Source organism: Alteromonas sp. IB21 (genome assembly GCF_016405965.1).
GTDB lineage: Bacteria > Pseudomonadota > Gammaproteobacteria > Enterobacterales > Alteromonadaceae > Alteromonas.
On the sequence record NZ_JAEFCD010000036.1, the window covers coordinates 1 to 16,433 of the forward strand.

General features: G+C 41.7%; 16 protein-coding genes and 4 tRNA genes. 8 read left to right on the forward strand and 12 right to left on the reverse strand.

Annotated features, from left to right (window positions below; translation table 11 throughout):
• Nucleotides 1–121 precede the first annotated feature (121 nt).
• The 8 genes from JC525_RS18295 to JC525_RS18330 all read right to left on the reverse strand — a co-directional run bounded on the left by JC525_RS18295 (nucleotide 122) and on the right by JC525_RS18330 (nucleotide 5,449).
• Nucleotides 122–197 (reverse strand) — tRNA-Thr (locus tag JC525_RS18295).
• Between the two features lie 7 nt (nucleotides 198–204).
• Nucleotides 205–279: transfer RNA gene (locus JC525_RS18300), tRNA-Gly, on the reverse strand.
• Between the two features lie 33 nt (nucleotides 280–312).
• Nucleotides 313–397: transfer RNA gene (locus JC525_RS18305), tRNA-Tyr, on the reverse strand.
• Nucleotides 398–404: 7 nt separating this feature from the next.
• Nucleotides 405–480, reverse strand: a tRNA-Thr gene (locus JC525_RS18310).
• Between the two features lie 121 nt (nucleotides 481–601).
• Nucleotides 602–1,348: a type III pantothenate kinase gene (locus JC525_RS18315; RefSeq protein WP_198817357.1), complete on the reverse strand. Its 747-nt coding sequence runs from the start codon at nucleotides 1,346–1,348 to the stop codon at nucleotides 602–604.
• Between the two features lie 136 nt (nucleotides 1,349–1,484).
• Nucleotides 1,485–2,471 (reverse strand): bifunctional biotin--[acetyl-CoA-carboxylase] ligase/biotin operon repressor BirA, encoded by a 987-nt coding sequence (birA, locus tag JC525_RS18320; protein ID WP_198817359.1) that lies wholly within the window; start codon nucleotides 2,469–2,471, stop codon nucleotides 1,485–1,487.
• The gene (gene murB, locus JC525_RS18325) at nucleotides 2,468–3,496 is read right to left on the reverse strand and encodes a UDP-N-acetylmuramate dehydrogenase (RefSeq protein WP_198817366.1); all 1,029 of its coding nucleotides are present in this window, start codon (nucleotides 3,494–3,496) and stop codon (nucleotides 2,468–2,470) included. The genes birA and murB overlap by 4 nt, the downstream gene beginning before the upstream one ends.
• 228 nt (nucleotides 3,497–3,724) lie before the next feature.
• Nucleotides 3,725–5,449: a tetratricopeptide repeat protein gene (locus tag JC525_RS18330; RefSeq protein ID WP_198817368.1), complete on the reverse strand. Its 1,725-nt coding sequence runs from the start codon at nucleotides 5,447–5,449 to the stop codon at nucleotides 3,725–3,727.
• 287 nt (nucleotides 5,450–5,736) lie between these two features.
• On the opposite strand from JC525_RS18330, the gene JC525_RS18335 reads away from it, so the two are divergent.
• Nucleotides 5,737–6,426, forward strand: a complete 690-nt coding sequence (locus JC525_RS18335; protein ID WP_198817370.1) for a DUF5672 family protein — start codon at nucleotides 5,737–5,739, stop codon at nucleotides 6,424–6,426.
• Nucleotides 6,427–6,485: 59 nt separating this feature from the next.
• Here JC525_RS18335 and JC525_RS18340 read toward each other — a convergent pair whose 3' ends face one another.
• Genes JC525_RS18340 through JC525_RS18355 form a run of 4 tightly spaced genes read right to left on the reverse strand, consistent with a single transcriptional unit; the run spans nucleotide 6,486 to nucleotide 10,545 of the window.
• Nucleotides 6,486–8,567, reverse strand: a complete 2,082-nt coding sequence (locus JC525_RS18340) for a type II secretion system protein GspD (RefSeq protein WP_198817372.1) — start codon at nucleotides 8,565–8,567, stop codon at nucleotides 6,486–6,488.
• 25 nt (nucleotides 8,568–8,592) lie between these two features.
• Nucleotides 8,593–9,039: a hypothetical protein gene (locus JC525_RS18345; protein ID WP_198817373.1), complete on the reverse strand. Its 447-nt coding sequence runs from the start codon at nucleotides 9,037–9,039 to the stop codon at nucleotides 8,593–8,595.
• Nucleotides 9,039–9,593, reverse strand: coding sequence for a hypothetical protein (locus tag JC525_RS18350; RefSeq protein ID WP_198817375.1), 555 nt, complete (start codon nucleotides 9,591–9,593; stop codon nucleotides 9,039–9,041). Before JC525_RS18350 ends, JC525_RS18345 begins: the two co-directional genes overlap by 1 nt.
• Nucleotides 9,594–9,600: 7 nt before the next feature.
• Nucleotides 9,601–10,545, reverse strand: coding sequence for a hypothetical protein (locus tag JC525_RS18355; protein ID WP_198817377.1), 945 nt, complete (start codon nucleotides 10,543–10,545; stop codon nucleotides 9,601–9,603).
• 126 nt (nucleotides 10,546–10,671) lie between these two features.
• Between JC525_RS18355 and JC525_RS18360 the strand changes: the two genes are divergently transcribed.
• Genes JC525_RS18360 through JC525_RS18390 form a run of 7 tightly spaced genes read left to right on the forward strand, consistent with a single transcriptional unit; the run spans nucleotide 10,672 to nucleotide 16,323 of the window.
• Nucleotides 10,672–12,378, forward strand: coding sequence for a GspE/PulE family protein (locus JC525_RS18360; RefSeq protein WP_198817379.1), 1,707 nt, complete (start codon nucleotides 10,672–10,674; stop codon nucleotides 12,376–12,378).
• A complete protein-coding gene (locus tag JC525_RS18365) occupies nucleotides 12,375–13,565 on the forward strand; it encodes a type II secretion system F family protein (RefSeq protein ID WP_198817380.1) in 1,191 nt (396 codons plus the stop codon). The genes JC525_RS18360 and JC525_RS18365 overlap by 4 nt, the downstream gene beginning before the upstream one ends.
• A 24-nt stretch (nucleotides 13,566–13,589) precedes the next feature.
• Nucleotides 13,590–14,003 carry a type II secretion system major pseudopilin GspG gene (gene gspG, locus JC525_RS18370; RefSeq protein WP_332874133.1) on the forward strand — a complete coding sequence of 138 codons (414 nt, stop codon included), beginning with the start codon at nucleotides 13,590–13,592 and terminating at the stop codon, nucleotides 14,001–14,003.
• Entirely contained in the window at nucleotides 13,990–14,376 is a 387-nt protein-coding gene (locus JC525_RS18375) for a prepilin-type N-terminal cleavage/methylation domain-containing protein (RefSeq protein WP_198817382.1), read from the forward strand. Before gspG ends, JC525_RS18375 begins: the two co-directional genes overlap by 14 nt.
• A complete protein-coding gene (locus JC525_RS18380) occupies nucleotides 14,357–14,812 on the forward strand; it encodes a type II secretion system protein (protein WP_198817384.1) in 456 nt (151 codons plus the stop codon). Before JC525_RS18375 ends, JC525_RS18380 begins: the two co-directional genes overlap by 20 nt.
• Nucleotides 14,802–15,368 carry a PulJ/GspJ family protein gene (locus JC525_RS18385; protein ID WP_198817385.1) on the forward strand — a complete coding sequence of 189 codons (567 nt, stop codon included), beginning with the start codon at nucleotides 14,802–14,804 and terminating at the stop codon, nucleotides 15,366–15,368. Before JC525_RS18380 ends, JC525_RS18385 begins: the two co-directional genes overlap by 11 nt.
• Nucleotides 15,358–16,323 (forward strand): type II secretion system protein GspK, encoded by a 966-nt coding sequence (locus tag JC525_RS18390; protein ID WP_198817392.1) that lies wholly within the window; start codon nucleotides 15,358–15,360, stop codon nucleotides 16,321–16,323. The genes JC525_RS18385 and JC525_RS18390 overlap by 11 nt, the downstream gene beginning before the upstream one ends.
• Nucleotides 16,324–16,433 lie beyond the last annotated feature (110 nt).

The window sequence follows — 16,433 nt, forward strand, 5'->3', positions numbered from 1 at the left end:
ATTGTACCCACGTTTACGTGGGGTTTCGTACGTTCAAACTTTTCTTTTGCCATTTCTATTATCCCAGCAAAGTTACATTAAAAAATTTAGAGTTTTTTACATGAGCTGGGGAGAAATAAACTGGTGCTGATAGGCAGATTTGAACTGCCGACCTCACCCTTACCAAGGGTGCGCTCTACCAACTGAGCTATATCAGCACTGATTTGGAGCGGGCAGCGGGAATCGAACCCGCATCATCAGCTTGGAAGGCTGAGGTAATAGCCATTATACGATGCCCGCAATCCTAATTCTCTGGCCACCTCATAGAGAAAGTGGTGGAGGGGGCAGGATTCGAACCTGCGAAGGCTGAGCCGGCAGATTTACAGTCTGCTCCCGTTGACCGCTTGGGTACCCCTCCAGATTGATGGTGCCGACTGCCGGAATCGAACTGGCGACCTACTGATTACAAGTCAGTTGCTCTACCAACTGAGCTAAGTCGGCACTACATCAAGTGGGTGCGCATTCTAGAGTATTGTTTAACTCTGTGCAAGTGTCTTTTTGAAAATTTTTCAATTTTCTTTTTTGACCAATTTTTCAACTAATCAAAAACTTACGTCGATGTTCACTTTAAAAGTTCACTTCGAGCGTAGCGGGCAAGACCCTGCATCACCAAATGAGCGAGGCGCATGTTATCAGCAGATTTTAAGAATGCAAACACTTTTTTGTCTCCACCCCCTAAAATTATGTCAAAATCGGTTTGTTTGCTTGATATGTAATCAACCGCGCTCAAATAAACACCATATAGGGCAGCATGACACCCTGTTGCCACACAATCTTCTGTGTCGGTCCCTACCCCAAAGGTGGTCGGAATTTCGTCATTCGCGAACACTTTTTTAGTAGATGCCACCAGTGCATTACGCATAACTTGAAAACCAGGCACGATCCAACCGCCTAAATGTTGACCATCTACAACAAAATCTACCGTTATTGCCGTACCCACATCCATCACAAAAAATGCTTTTTTTGATTTTTCTGCAGCGCAGATCATGGCAAGCCATCGGTCAACGCCCATTTTTTGAACATTCGCGTAACTATTTTTTATGCCGAAAGCTTCTTTCTCTGTGTGTTTTTCTACAAAAATAATGTTTCGCTCATGACACATGCTGGAAATTTCATCAACCAGTTCCTGGTTTCTCACCGAGGCGATGTATAAATGAGAAATATTTTTCTGCGAATCGATAAAAGAGAAAAGAGATATGGCATCTTCACATGCATTTGGCTCTTCTTCAGCGTGACAAAGCAGTGAATATTTTATTCGGGTGTTACCAATATCCACCAAAATGACGTGGTTTTCTTCAATGTTGTTCATATTTTTTAGTTTCAATCGCAACGCAATGCGTAAAACGAACGGATAAAATATTTTATAGAAAGCATCATGGCCAGCTACGAAGTGCGTTCATAGCGAAATTTTCAAAATCGTCGCCGTTCAACCATGAAACGAAACACTAATTGCCCCTCAGGCTAACTTCGCCACCGTGGAATCGTGTAATACCGTCCTGCGTTTCAACGAGTAGTGCGCCGCTGGCGTCCACGCCCCTATCAATACCGGAGAAACGCTTCTCGCCCATTTGCAAAACAATGCGTTTATCAGCGTATAAGTCGAGGGCTTCCCAATATGCAGTAAATGGCCCAAAACCTTGTTGAGTAAATTTAGGTAAATAAGACCACAGCGATTTAATAATTTCTGCTGCTAGTTCGTTTCTATCGGGAATAGTGCCTAAGTAAGAAGCGAGATCGCTATGGGGCTGACCCACATCGTATTGGTTATCCGGTACACAAACATTTAAGCCAATGCCGATAACACTATGGGCGGTAGCCCCTATCTGCCCTTCTACCTCAATAAGTACACCCGCAAGTTTTTTGCCTTGCAGATAAATGTCATTCGGCCACTTTAATTCGGCATCTTCTACACCAAATTCTTTTAACGCGTCGCAAACGGCTAGCCCTACCAACAAAGAAAGACCCGCCATGCTCTGATAACCATCAGGAAAAGACCAATACATAGAAAAAGTTAAACTTCCGCCAACCGGGGCTAGCCAAGTTCGACCGTGACGGCCCCGCCCGTCAGTTTGAATTTCAGCGAAAACCACATCGCCGTTTTCAAGGTCTTCTCGTTTACTCGCAATACGTTTTTTCATTTCTGTATTGGTAGACGGTAACACTGACTCCACATCAATAACTGCACGCTTTGTATTGCCTAAATGGCGTTTAATGCTGTCGGCGCTTAACAATGGAAAACCTCGTTCTAAACGGTAACCTTTACCTTTAACTTTAAATACATCTAACCCCCAATCGGCAAGTTGAGATATATGACCTGCTACAGCGGTACGTGAAAGACCCACTTGCTGGGCAATAGTTTCACCAGAGTGAAAGTGACCGTCAGACAACAAAGCCAGTATATGTTTTCTTATAGCTTTTGATGCTTGTCTCATAGCGAAATAAGTCCTTTGCTTCCTAATAAGCGCACTTCTGGCTCAAGCTGTATACCAAACTTACCCTGTACGCTTGCTATGATATCTTTTGCCATGGTTATCACGTCCCCTCCGGTGGCTCCACCTAAGTTAGTAAGCACCAATGGCTGTGTAGGGTGGCATCTTACTTTATTCAAAGTCTTGCCTTTAAAACCTGCTTGGTCGATAAGCCAAGCTGCCGGTATTTTTATTTGTTGTTGAAGTGCTGGCAATTCAGTACTTCCGCTCACCACAAAATGTGGCACTGAATCGTATTTCTGTGCAATAGCTTCATACAACGCTTTTGGCACGACTGGGTTTTTGAAGAAGCTTCCTGCATTACCTAGCTCATCAGGATTTGGAAGTTTGCTCTTTCTAATTTCTATTACCTTACTATACACCTTTTCTGGGGTAGGCTCAGAAAGTGCAGCTAACTCACCGTAACTGGTTTCAAGTTCGTAATGTTTCGGTAGTTTAAAATTCACATGAGTGATCAGTACTTTGTTTGCGAGCGCATGTTTAAACACGCTATCTCTATAACCAAATTGGCAGTCTTCATTACTTAGTAATACCTGTTCGCCGGCTTCAAGAAATACGCATTCTACCTTATCGATTAATCTATTCACCTCTACCCCATAGGCGCCAATATTCTGAATGGGGCAAGCGCCAACCGAACCAGGTATTAACGCTAAGTTCTCAAACCCATACCACTTCTCTTTCATACAGAGGGTTACAAAGTCATGCCAGTTTTCGCCAGCACCTACTCTTAAGTAATGGTGAGCTTCAGTATCGAAATGACTAATACCTTTAATTTCGTTAACTAGTACTGTTCCATCAAAGTCATTGGTAAAAATGGAATTGCTTCCACCTCCTAATATGTAAATGGCGTTTTTATCATTTTTAGAAGTATTGAAAACAGACAGAAATGAAGCAACATCGGTAAACGACTGAATAGAATCACAATAAGCGGCAAGGCCGAATGTGCTGTAAGTTTGTAATGAAGGCATAGAATTTTACGAACTGCGAACAATCCGCTAATGGTAGGGGAAGGAATCTTTAAATAAAAGTGTAAACACGCAAATAAGTAGTATGTGGATTGGCCTTCAGACTTTTTAAGCGTTCTGCTCATGTGGTTTCGAATTTAAAATAGATACTAGAGAACATGCTCTCTTAGGCTCTCAATTAGCTTTATGAATAGTACTGGAGTCAGAGCAATTACTCTGACTCCGGTATTTTTAACTCTTTATGATCGCTATAAGTTCTTTCGCTTTACTGTTATTAGGGTCTATCACCAGTATGCTTTCTGCAACATCCAATGCTTGTTTTTTCTTACGTTCTTTATATAACGCAAACGCGTAAGCTATTCTGCTGCTTGGCTTAAGGTTGTCTAGAGGATGAGAAGTTCTGAAATAGGTGATTGCCTTTTTGTAATCACCCAGAGTTGTAAAAATCACACCTAGATTTTCTTTAACGAGCGAAAGTGTTACTGGATGTAACGGTTGTAAGAGCAAGCTCTCACCAAGCTTCGCGGCTTTTCTATATTCTTTTGTCCCCATTAAGTAAACAAGATGAGTGTTAACCATTACACCATCTAACTTACCATCGCTGTTCTCATACATTCTATCGAGTAATAAACCAGCTTTTACCTTGTCATTATCTAAATTACCTTCCCGTATAAGATACTCAGCAAAATTATGCATAGTTCTAACATTATTCGGGCTCCGTTCAAGCTCTTTTTCATAGAAAATCTTTGGGTCTTTCCACTCACTAACTCTAGCGTGAGTAATGCTTGTTAAACCCAACACTACGATAGCTGCCGGAATAATGAACCATGCTTTTACTAAACTATCGATTTTCTTCTTTGAAGTAACCAAACCACATACTGATACTAAACAAAGTACAAGAGCAAAATTTGGGAGGTAGCTTCTGTGCTCAAAGGCTAGATCAGTAATCGGAATAAACCCAGATTCCACAGAGTGGAATGTATAGAAAAGCAATATACCTAAAGATAATAGTGGGGTTTTATTCCTAAAAGCGAGTGCACTGATTAATATCAGCAAATGCACAATTAATGCTCCAACTTTCTGAAAAGACGAAAAAGACGCCAAAGTTAACCCATAATCCAGATGCAAATTCATGGGCAAAAAGAATTTCTGGATGTAAACGGTAATTATTGAAGACTGAACGAGTAAATATTCTAAACGACTTATGTCGTTACTTTCCCTAGTTAGAGCATCGACTTGATGAAAAACGCTACCTTCACCAGAAAAAGCAAGGCCAGTAAAAAAAATAACAACAATGGTTGTTAAGAAAATTAATGGATATCGCAAACGAATTGACCTGAAAACAATCACTTCTATTAGCACGAGGGCAACAGGTATCGTCACTGCATTCTGTTTTGTGAATAAAGCTAAACAGGATACAAGAACGCATAACCCAAAATAGAGATTTCTTTTTGCGGCATCACTAGATGTTCTTGCACAAAGGTACAAGAGAACAGCACCAAGGTAGAACATTGTAACCAGAGAAGCTAATCGCTGAACGACGTAAACAACTGCTTGCGAGTTTAAGGGATGAGAAAGGAATATCAGTGCTGCCAATCCACTTAGCAGCATAGTTCCATTTTCAGAGATATCCAACGTCGAGAGTTCAAGAAGCTTTCTCGTAAGGCCGAATACCAAAAAGCCGTTTATCAAGTGGATAGCTACATTAACTAAGTGATAGCTTACAACCGCCTCTTCAGCATACATGTAATTTAACCACAATGTGAGATAACCTACAAAGCGCATACCATATGCTTCAAAAAGCGAGGTAATACTTGCATTTTGAAAGTTAACATTGTGAGTAATTGAACTTCTATCATCTAAATAGAATGGAACCTCTAAGGCACCATAGTAACCAACGGCGGTGACCAAGAGAGAAACAATAACAAAAATATAAATGTTTTTACTACCTGACACGCATTTTCTCCCTATGCGAATTTCTTGTGAATGTCTTAATCAGTGGTGTAATGGTATCATTTGTTAGTATCTGTATTCATCATTTAACTAACGTTCTTCCGAAAACAAAGGGGTAAGGGTTGTTTCTCAAGCCGGAATCACTTCACTATTTAAATAGTATATTGAACAATAGCGACTGGTTAACTTTTTCCAAAGACTTACACCAGTCGTTATCTGTCCGACGAAAACATATATCTTCAGATAGTCACATTAAGTCGATACTTCCATGCACAGCCCCCTCGGGAGAGTTGGAGCTTTTTGATGTATTGGGGGTAATAGTCGAATCTAGAAACCATCCAAACTTAATTCCTGTCGTTGAAGAAGCCTTGAAGTATCTTAAAATTCCTGTGCAACTTTTCCACGGTCCTAGTAATGGCGAACAGCTAAACAATTATTTCGCGAGTTATATCAAAGAAAGGAAGCTATTTTTATCCCCTCTTGCCACCGATATATTACCGCCGTCAGACTACAACCGCCTACTTTTATCTCACTGCTTCTGGGATCAGCTAAAAACAAGGTATAAAGTTTTATTTTTTCAATGTGATGCTGCTTTTTGTGTTCATTCAACATACACGCTTTCGGATTTTTACTCTTTTGATTACATTGGCTCATGGTGGCCCTGCGAAAGACCGGTAGGCGTTTATGCGGAAGGTGGGAATGGTGGTTTAAGTTTCCGAGACTGGAAAGCTCACTACGAGTGCCTCAATAGATTTAACGCGGCAAACTGGCCTGGCGCAGAGGATACTTTTTTCGCGTTCTACCTATCAGTAATGAAGGCTAAAGTGGCAAGCAAAGAGATGATGCTTAAGTTTGGAACACAACATGTATTCAAGTGCAATAGCTTTGGAGCTCATAAAATCGGCTGCCTTCCGGCGGAACAGCAAGCCCTATTTTTAGAATACAGCCCTAATGCTGAAAGGATATTACAAAACCCATAAATAAACGGAGGAGAAGAGCACTTCTCCTCCGTTTATAGAGATAATGACCAACTCTGCATTTATTCGTGACTATTAATCACTCTCATCCTTTCAATTTGTAGCTCGTCAACTAACGATTCAGCTTCTTCCGGTGAGTTAAGAATATAAGGAATAATCATCACCATTAATTCAGTTCTTGTCTGCTCCATATTCTCCCCTCTAAACAGGCGGCCGATACCTGGTAGCTTGCCAAGGACGGGAACACCAACTTCGCCATCACCGTCGTTTGACCGAATCAGACCGCCAATAAGTACAGAGCCTCCATCACGCAATGTCAATGTGGTCGTAATATTTCTTGTTCTGATCGTAGGAGAATTAATACTGCTAGAGCTAGTAGACAAAGCTTCACTTAACTCCTGAGAAATTTCAATGTCTACAAACCCTGTCGCGTGAACAGTAGGTTTGATATCTAACAATACCCCAGTATCCTGATAAGTAACTTGTTGGACGATTTGAGCGTTAGATGAATTAGTACTTTGCACGTTCGACGTGATAGTCGGCACGCGGTCACCTACATCAATCGATGCTTCTTGCCCACTTTTAACCATAACCCTAGGTCTTGAACGAATTTTAGAGCGACTATTCTCGTACAAGAAATTTAATGCGGCTCGAGTTTGGTCCCCGCGCGAAAAGTTCAAACTCAGTCCGCCGCCGGTAACACCAAGGGCGCCATCTGTAGAAGCGACAGCATCGTAAGCACCAATAGCTCTATCAACAAACCACTCAATAGCAGATTCTTCTTTTTCCTCTAAGCTTACTTCTGCCAATATCACTTCTATCATTACCGAAGGCGCTGGCTTATCTAAGCGTTTAATCATTTTAAGTGCAGTAACCCAATCCTTGCCGCTACCACTAAACAATATTGTGTTAAGCTGTTCATCAACCGCGTACCTTCCAGTTGAGGCTCTTGTTCGTTGACCGTCTCCGCCAGCACTTCCTTGAATTCCATTCGAACCACCAACTCCCAATTGATTCAACAACTCTACAATATGGCTAGCTTGAGTACTTTGAACCTGATAATCAAACAAGCCATTTTCAACATCTTCCTCACGCTCTTTTTCAAGTTTTTTCGCCCAATCGACAATATGGTCTAAAATTTCAGAGGTAGAGGCGAAAACAGCAAGTTGGCCCACGCTCGTTAGAGGTAAAAGCTTTATCGGCGCCCCACCAGAACGTTCTTGTACCGCAAAACCTTCTGTTTTCAAGATATCTGTTAACGTATCAGCAAGCTCTGTCGGCGTATTTATTGATGGTTGAAGAATAACGCTACTCATTCCCTCCATACTTGGAACATCCAATAACTTGGCTGCTTCTACAATAGCAAGCACCTGTTGTTCTTTTCCTGATATTATTAGTGCATTACGTTCAATGTCTTCTTCGATTTTTGCGCCCGACCGTGAAAACAACTTGTACAACAGACTCCTAACCTGCGCAGTTTTAAGGCTTTTTAAAGGATAGATAAAAAACACCGGCCGATTACCTGCCGGTACTTCAGGCAGTGCGTTCCCTGTCATCAAGATAGGGGCATCGTCCGAAGCCTGCGAGGAATAATCGAATATTAAAACACCATCTGATAAGTATGTGGTAACTCCGTAACGCATCAACGTTTTCGTGGCAAGGACGTAAAAATCCTTTTCGTTCATAGTACCACTGACTCTTAGCGTAACGAGATCAGGCGCCTTTTGTAACGCAGGCTGAATGACATAGTTTAAACCAAGTTGATTCCCATAGATTTCATTAATAAAAGCAGGGATTGGCAAATTGTTGTAAGACTGCTTATTGATGTTAGATGATTTTAATTTGGGAACAACGAGTTTTTCTGCCTCTTCTACCGCTTTCTCTATTGGCATAGAGGGAGGACGAATAACTGTTAGTTCTTTTGAACTTGGGTCTTCATCTTCTTCATTTGCAGCGTTAAAAAAATCAGTATTAACTTCTTTGGGTTCTCTTAACGGTTTGCCGAACGAGGCATCGTCTTCTTGTGCTAATTTGTATGCAGGTCCTCGCAAGTTTGCACAACTCGCAAGTACAACAACTGCTAGAGAAACAGACACTATTTTTACACAGCTACGAAGCGAAGACGCTTCTATTAAATTACACATACCTTGGCTGATATCCCATTAAGTACTATTTAAACAAATATTGAGTGAATTCTTCTTTCGTTTTTTGATTTACCCATAACACGTTATCGTTTTCCGCCCGCTGAAGACGCCAAGGAGCAAGCCACCCCTCACCTAAAGGGACTTCACGTATATTTGGCTGATTACGAACGACAATTAAAGCCTTTGCGGATGGTTCAGTAACCACCCCCACTAGAGTACCGTCTTTTATCGACCATACTCGCTCTTTTCTTTTAGGTTTAGTCTTGGGCTTCTCTTTTGGAGGTGGAGTAAAGTAATCACTAACTTTCTTAAAACTCGCTTGCCAGTCTGCATTAACGTCAGTATTTTGCTCAACAGTTGCAGACTCGCCATTTGACTGAGACTGGGGCTTCGAATAAGAAGAATAAGTTAAATATGATGCCATGAAGATAACAACAAAAACTGCCGGTACCAATACTGCAAGCTTTTTCATCACACAGCCTTTTTATACAAATAATCGACGACAGCACTAATTCTATCCCCAGATTGAGGAATATATTCAAGGGAGTTTAACCTTATATTCGTCTTCTCTCCGTCAAAATTGCTTAAGAAAGAGATAAGCGACTTTTCGGGTAAACGCCCTGTAACTTGAATTCTTACTTGCCAGTATTCTGACTCACCGATGAATATGGACTCACTCCCGACCAGTGAGATACGAGAAGAAACTACGGAAGTCGCAAAAGTTTCAGCGCCCACTTTCAATGCTTCGGCCTCGGCTACATTTACGCTCACTGAACTTGGTATATTGCTTGTTAAATTAGCAACTTCCGCTTCTAGTGCCTCTAATTCATCTACATCGACATTTTTGTTCGCGGCATCCTTTAGCTTTTCAACCATGACAAACTGTTGTCCAACTGCTGACTTTTCTTCAGAGATGCTATCGAAAATACTTTTAGAAAGACTGGCAAGTAAGATTACTGCAACGACGAGCAACATCCACTGTAACCTTGGATTTGCCTTTACTTCAAGGTAAAGACGGCTTGACATAAATTGCTCACGCATCTTTTACTTTAACCTCTAAATTCCATGTACCAGCGCGACTGTTTGGCCTTATCGATACGGTATCAAATGCACCGGAACTTTCCAAATTCGCAACTAACGCAGCGATGTCTAATTCAGACGTTCTCAATACCACTATCAGCTTATGTCCTTGCCAGTCAATAGCATCAGCATGCCATTCGGTTTGCTCAACAACATTATCTATCACTGTAGCTAAGCTTGTAGGTAAAGAGGCATTTGCTAAGGACCATTGAATTATTCCGTTTTTTGCAGCTTGTGCGCGCTGAACCCTGTCTTGAAGTGCCAGTTTACCCCCTAGCTTATCTTGAATCAGTATCTCTTCAGACTTCAACGTTGAGCTTGTTCTTAGATTTGCTAGTTGTGCACCGCCGAGAAAAGCAAAAATCATTAAAAAAACAACAAGAACAATACACGCCCAAAAGGCTGGAGTTATCGACAATTGATCAATTTTTCTCTGGTGTGCCCAAGCTCTCCCTTTCTCTTCAAAATCTGCCAAAGAAGAAAAGTGTGCTCCGTCGGGGAGATACGATAACGTCTCACAAACCAGCATTTCCTCATCTTTCCATCGCTGTCTGTACAAAAACGTCTTTCCTTTGACGTAATGAAGACCGTCTGGTAATGGAGCTTGAAGCGCAGTTTCAGGGGTGCCTTCCAATTCTTGTTTAGAAAACCAAAGGCATAGATTATTAGCACCCCTAAAGACATGAGTATTACCATTGTTAAAGGGGTTCAGATGCCTTTTCTGTAAATCAACCCAATTATCTAAATTCGTGCCACGCAGGCCCGAAGGATAGGGTTTAGACAAGAAAATAGTATTGGTTGTGCCATCTATGCTTGACTCCTCACCCCAAAAAGTATTCTCTATCAAATCGAGAAATTTCGAAACCCACTTGGAATTATTTAGCGCAATTATTGTCAACCTAATCTCTCTCATCTAGCTTAAAGCTCTGAGTTAGTTTACCATACACTCTACTTTTGGATATACCCTGAAGCAGAGCTTTTCGTCTTTTAGACAACTATTTATATCGGAAATTTCGCAGTCATTATGTCAATCCACATTCCCGTAAATCTTGACCAACTAATTCTGAAAAAACTTTTAAATACTTCGGAAATAGATGAACGTCAGTTTCATCAGGTTAAAAATACAGCCGAAGATTTATCGTCGGATGAGTTGACCGCCATTTCTCGATTAGGTTTCGTTGGTGATGATTTTTTATATGAAAATATTGCGAAAGAGCTTGAGTGGCCTTTAGTAAATAAAGTCGAGTCATGCCCGGCTGCAGAGCGTGTGCTAATTACGACAAAAGAGTATGAATTAAATATAGATTGGTGTATTGAAAATCATTTTTTTATCGTAAAAGAAGATAACACAGCTCTGGTTTATACAGATAAACCGAGTTCGTTTAATGCCTGGAATGTGATAAACCTTAGCTTTAAGGGGGATGTTGAGCTCAAACCTATTTTGCTCACCCCTGCGATGGCTGCAACCATAGAAGACAGCATAGCGCAAGAAAGGGCGGTTTCGGAGCTTTTTGGCAGCTCCACGACAGACATTGCAGCGCTAGCGGAAGAAGCGCCTGTAATAAATTTAGTAAATAGTATTGTTGAGCGAGCCATATATTCAGAAGCGTCAGATATACATATTGAAGCTGGTGAGAAAAAAATGACAGTTCGATTCAGGGTAGACGGCAAACTTACAGAGTTCATGCAGCAACCTGCTTCGAGATTTTCTGCCATAGCTTCTAGAATTAAGCTACTGTCCGAACTCGACATAGCTGAAAGGCGACTGCCACAAGATGGTCGATTTAGCACTCGTGCAGGAAAAAGAGAGTTCGATGTTCGTGTCTCAACGGCTCCAGATGTTCATGGTGAGTCGATAGTAATGCGCCTATTACCAAAAAAGCGCGATAAGCTCTCGCTTGAATACTTAGGCTTTGAAGATGACCACCTTACGCTTATCCGTAAGTGGGGCAAACTGAGTAATGGTATAATTTTGGTGACAGGGCCTACAGGTTCAGGTAAATCAACAACGCTTTACGGTTTACTATCGGACATTAAAACCGGGGAAGAAAAGATCCTAACTGTTGAGGACCCTGTAGAGTATCAGCTAGATGGGATTACTCAAGTTCAGGCGCGCTCTGATATTGGTTACACATTCGCGAGGGCACTTCGCACCTTCCTGCGTCAAGATCCAGACATCATAATGGTGGGTGAAATCCGGGATAAAGAAACAGCTGATATTTCAATACAATCTTCTCTTACCGGCCACCTAGTGTTGTCTACCCTCCATACTAACGATGCAAGCTCCGTATTTCCCCGCCTTTCTGATATTGGGGTTGAACCCTATCTAACCGCGGCAACAATTCAAGGCGTTCAAGCTCAGCGTTTAGTAAGAAAGCTTTGCCAAGATTGTAGCGTCAATTCAGCGGCACCTGAATTTCTTGCCTCAGACCCTCGTTTAAAGGAAGTATTGAGCCAAGTAGAAGCGCCAACTTGGAAAAAGCCTGTTGGTTGTTCTAGCTGTCATGGAAAAGGGTACAAAGGCCGTGTCGGAATCTATGAATTAGTTGCTGTGACTCCTGAGATAAGAGAGTTAATTTCAAAAGAAAGTGATGTCACTAGCATCAGAGAGCTAGCCAGGGCTCAAGGGTTTCGCTCATTGTTCGAAGACGGTCTGTTAAAAGCAGCTAAAGGCATGACAACGATTGAAGAAGTGCTTCGTGTATGCTCTACATCTGGAGATGAAGAGTGAAGTACGTCTATTCTGGAATTGATACATCAACACAAAGCGAAGTAAGTGGTGATATAGATGCTTCTTCAGAACAAGAGGCCATACGATCACTCACTAAAATGCGAATTGAGGTTTACAAGCTAACGCCGAACGAAAATCTTCAGATTGGCAGTAAGAAAGTATCTGCATCAGACCTTGTTTTACCTCTTCAAGAGCTTTCTACCCTATGCGAATCTGGCGTGCCCTTGGTGGATGCAGTAGCAGCATTGGCACGAAACAAAGAACATCCTGGATTGGCCAAAGGCTTCAAAAAAATTACGAGCCTTATTGAAGGTGGGAGTAGCTTTTCACAGGCTATTGAAGAGTCAAAACTCCCCTTCCCGCCTTATGTAAAACATCTAGCTAGTTCAGGAGAACTGAGTGGAAACTTAGCGCAGGCTTTAAAAAATGCCTCAGAGCAGCTCAACTACGAGCAAGCATTACGGAACGATTTTAAAAGTGCTCTCACCTACCCATTAGTGCTTATCGGTTCTGGCATAGCAGCTATGCTAATCATTTTTTTTGCCGTTGTACCAAAATTTTCACACATGCTTGAAGAGGGAAAAGAACTTCCAACGTTAGCATGGCTTGTATTAAAATCTGGTGCAGCGGTGAATGAAAACCCAGTGCTAGTGCTTGGCACTATAATTGTGCTGATACTCTGCGTAGCGGGTATTTTTATGAACAGCAAAGTGCGTATTGCCACGTTAAACTTAGCGCTTGAACTACCTGTCATTGGCCCTTGGTTGTCAGAACAAGATACCGCTCGGTGGGCATCTTTGTGTGGTGCAATGTTGGAAGCGAAGGTAAATCTAGTGACAGCACTAAAGCTTTCGGCAGAGTCGAGCAATTTTGAGAAAAGACGTGTTAAAGCGAAACAATTAATAGGAGATGTACAATCCGGGACATCGTTAACTGAGGCGCTATCTCAAACAAATCTCGTGCCTGGAACATCACTCAATCTCATATCTGTAGGAGACAAAACCGGCAGGTTGGCTCAGATGATGACCGCGGTTGCAAAGCTTCATGATGAGGCGTGTAAACGTAAAATGAAGCAAGTACTGACATTGGTTGAGCCCGTTGCGATCCTTGTCGTAGGTGTGATGATAGGGATTATGATTTTAGGCATTGTTCTGGCGATAACGTCATCTACAGATATAGCAATTTAATTATAAGAAAGTTAAGGAACTATTGTGAAAAGACACGTACACGGTTTTACGATGATCGAACTGTTAGTTGTATTGGTAATTCTCGGGTTACTTGCAGGTCTTGTAGGCCCTCAATTTTTCGGGAAAGTAGACAGTTCAAAAGTGAGAACTGCCGAAACGCAAGTGAAAATGCTGAAAATGGCACTCCAAACTTATAGGTTAGATGTGGGGACTTATCCGAGTTCACTTGAGGCTCTCTCGACGGCGCCAGCTGCAGATAAAAATTATTGGGACGGCCCGTACCTAGAGGAAGAACTCCCCTTAGATCCGTGGAACAACCCTTATGTCTATCTAAAAGATAGTTCAGCTCCTCAAGGCTTCTACCTTTATAGCTACGGAGCCGACGGAAAGTCTGGCGGGGAAGACTTAAACGCAGATGTAGGATATGTTCAGGAATAATTCGCACTCTGGATTTACGCTTATTGAGCTTTTGGTCGTATTGCTTATATTGGGGATGTTAACGGGGCTGGTTGCTCCTAATGCGTTTTCTTGGCTAGACAGCAGAAAAGCTGCGACTCAAAGGGATGAAATAATAGCTATGTTGGCCACGTTACCTTTAAAAGCACGTCTTAATACCCAAACATATGTATATGAAACAGGGGAGGATTTGTTACCGAACGTCGAACAAAGTGACGTAACTATTACATTTACTCCCCCGCTTGTTGTTATGCCTAACGGCTACTGTAAAGGAAGCCAGATGGCAATTACCATAGATGGCAAAAGTTACACTTATCCAATTTCAGAGCCAAACTGTGACGTATCGAAAGAGTAACGTTAATAAAAAAGCTGGCGGCTTTACACTCATTGAATCGCTTGTCGCTTTAGTTATTTTATCTACTATTTTCGCTGTGACATGGGAATGGTTTGGTGTAGCCGCAACCGCTACAAAAAAAATTGAACGAAATTTAATTCTACCCGATGCTTTTGAGTCTTTTTTAACTCACCTAAGTCAACAAAAGCTCGAAGAAGTAAGAGAGGGTTCATACTCTCAGCGGGGACTAGAGTTTGCTTGGAAAGCTTCGATAAAGCGCATTTCCACAGAAGAATATATCCGAAGACAACCCGCATGGGTCGTTGCATTATTCACAATAGAGGTAAAGGTAATTGCAGAAAACGAGAGCCAAATGACAAACTTCAGCTTTGATTATCTTCACCAGTGGCGAGATAAAAATTACATAGACGATAGATTTTTCCCGAATGAAAGCTAAAGGTTTTACACTTATCGAAGTTCTCGTCGTTATGGTTATCCTAAGTTTAACTACAACTTTACTTGTCAGCGGACTTTCTACTACATGGTCAAATTTTGAGAGATTAAACACAAGGCAGCTAAAAATAAATGCCTTAGAACTACCTAAAGTTTGGTTTAATGAGAGTTTTGCGAATGCGCTTCATTCTCATCCTCACTCTGTCACTCTTCAGGGGGCAGAAAAAAGCGTTTCATTTGTAACATTCTCGGTACCAAACGATCGTTCTAATACACCTCAAAATGTTACTTGGCTCATAAGATCCATTGAGTCACGAACCGAGTTATCATTTTCATCCAACGGCGACGAGGTTGTTATTGCTACAATTCCCCCAGGCGCTACTTTTCGTTATTTACACAGTGGGACATGGGAAAATACCTTTTCCTACGCAGGAAAACTGCCAAAAGCGATTAGAATAATCACGCAAAGTGGTGAGGTTTGGACAGAGAGCGAATTACACCGAGATACTGAAGCGTATTACCCACCTGAACTCAAGTACTTTGGTGCGTATGAATACTAGACTTTCAAACCGGCAAAACGGTGCAGCATTGGTTACCGTTATTGTAGTCCTGCTAATTTTAACTTCATTATTAATGGCTGCAACGCGCATTATAGAGACTAGGTTAGACCTTGCAGCACAAGCGAAAGCTGCTTTTCAAGAAGAAGTCAACATAGTATCGCATATGAATAATATTGGATACTTGGTAGCAACCCAGCGCTCCACGCGCGTAGGTATTAGCCAAGGAACCTCCGAGAAAGGTGCCATGAGATCGGGCGTAGACTGGATGCACCAAGTTATTGGGGACGAGCTGAGAGTTGACGGCACGTACAGAAAAGTAAATAACACGAGCCAGGTATTGTATAGTTTGCAAGACGAACAAGGGCTTATTCCTGTCAATACCTCAAATAACTTTTGGAAAGAGCGCTGGTTAATGGCATACGGCATTAATGGGATTGAGCAACGCAAGCTACTCGATGCGTTAATTGACTATTCTGACGCAGACAACCGCAAAGAACCGGCCGGTGCAGAGCTTAATGAATATGATTCTAGCAAAATGCTCCCTCCAACAAATTACCTTCTTCAAACATGTACCGAGCTAAATAATGTTATGAATTGGGAGTCACTTTTAAAAGTTTATCCAGCCATGCTTACACAATGCAGTTTATCTCGTCGACCTTCAATAAATATAAACGCAATGCCTGAAAATTTATTACGTTTGCTATGGCCGAGCGAAGCTGATTCTGTGCTTCGTAGTAGAGAAAACGGAAGGTGGTTTGCCAATCAATTTAGTGCAGCAGCGAGTATTCGTGACTTAGGCTCCATGCAAGATGACTTTGTGAGCTTTAATCCAAGCAATCGCTTTATACTCATTTATAGCTTGGAGGGAGAGATAAAAAAACGAGTAATGTTGACGCGTGGCGACGGAATTTTACCCCCTCTGATACGTGAGAATTTGCCGATAGCAGCTATATAAACTAACTGTAAGCAACATCAAATACTCGAGGCACCTAATACACGACTGACTTTTTGAATAAAAATCACGCTAAAAATGTATTTTACACACAGTAATATATCTGTAAAATG

Excerpts from the sequence above, each read along its gene's own strand:
- JC525_RS18360 (WP_198817379.1), top strand. The coding sequence starts at position 10,672 with ATGTCAATCCACATTCCCGTAAATCTTGACCAACTAATTCTGAAAAAA.
- JC525_RS18350 (WP_198817375.1), bottom strand. The coding sequence starts at position 9,593 with ATGTCAAGCCGTCTTTACCTTGAAGTAAAGGCAAATCCAAGGTTACAG.
- birA (WP_198817359.1), bottom strand. The coding sequence starts at position 2,471 with ATGAGACAAGCATCAAAAGCTATAAGAAAACATATACTGGCTTTGTTG.
- JC525_RS18375 (WP_198817382.1), top strand. The coding sequence starts at position 13,990 with ATGTTCAGGAATAATTCGCACTCTGGATTTACGCTTATTGAGCTTTTG.
- JC525_RS18345 (WP_198817373.1), bottom strand. The coding sequence starts at position 9,039 with ATGAAAAAGCTTGCAGTATTGGTACCGGCAGTTTTTGTTGTTATCTTC.
- JC525_RS18385 (WP_198817385.1), top strand. The coding sequence starts at position 14,802 with ATGAAAGCTAAAGGTTTTACACTTATCGAAGTTCTCGTCGTTATGGTT.
- JC525_RS18340 (WP_198817372.1), bottom strand. The coding sequence starts at position 8,567 with ATGTGTAATTTAATAGAAGCGTCTTCGCTTCGTAGCTGTGTAAAAATA.
- murB (WP_198817366.1), bottom strand. The coding sequence starts at position 3,496 with ATGCCTTCATTACAAACTTACAGCACATTCGGCCTTGCCGCTTATTGT.
- JC525_RS18315 (WP_198817357.1), bottom strand. The coding sequence starts at position 1,348 with ATGAACAACATTGAAGAAAACCACGTCATTTTGGTGGATATTGGTAAC.
- JC525_RS18390 (WP_198817392.1), top strand. The coding sequence starts at position 15,358 with ATGAATACTAGACTTTCAAACCGGCAAAACGGTGCAGCATTGGTTACC.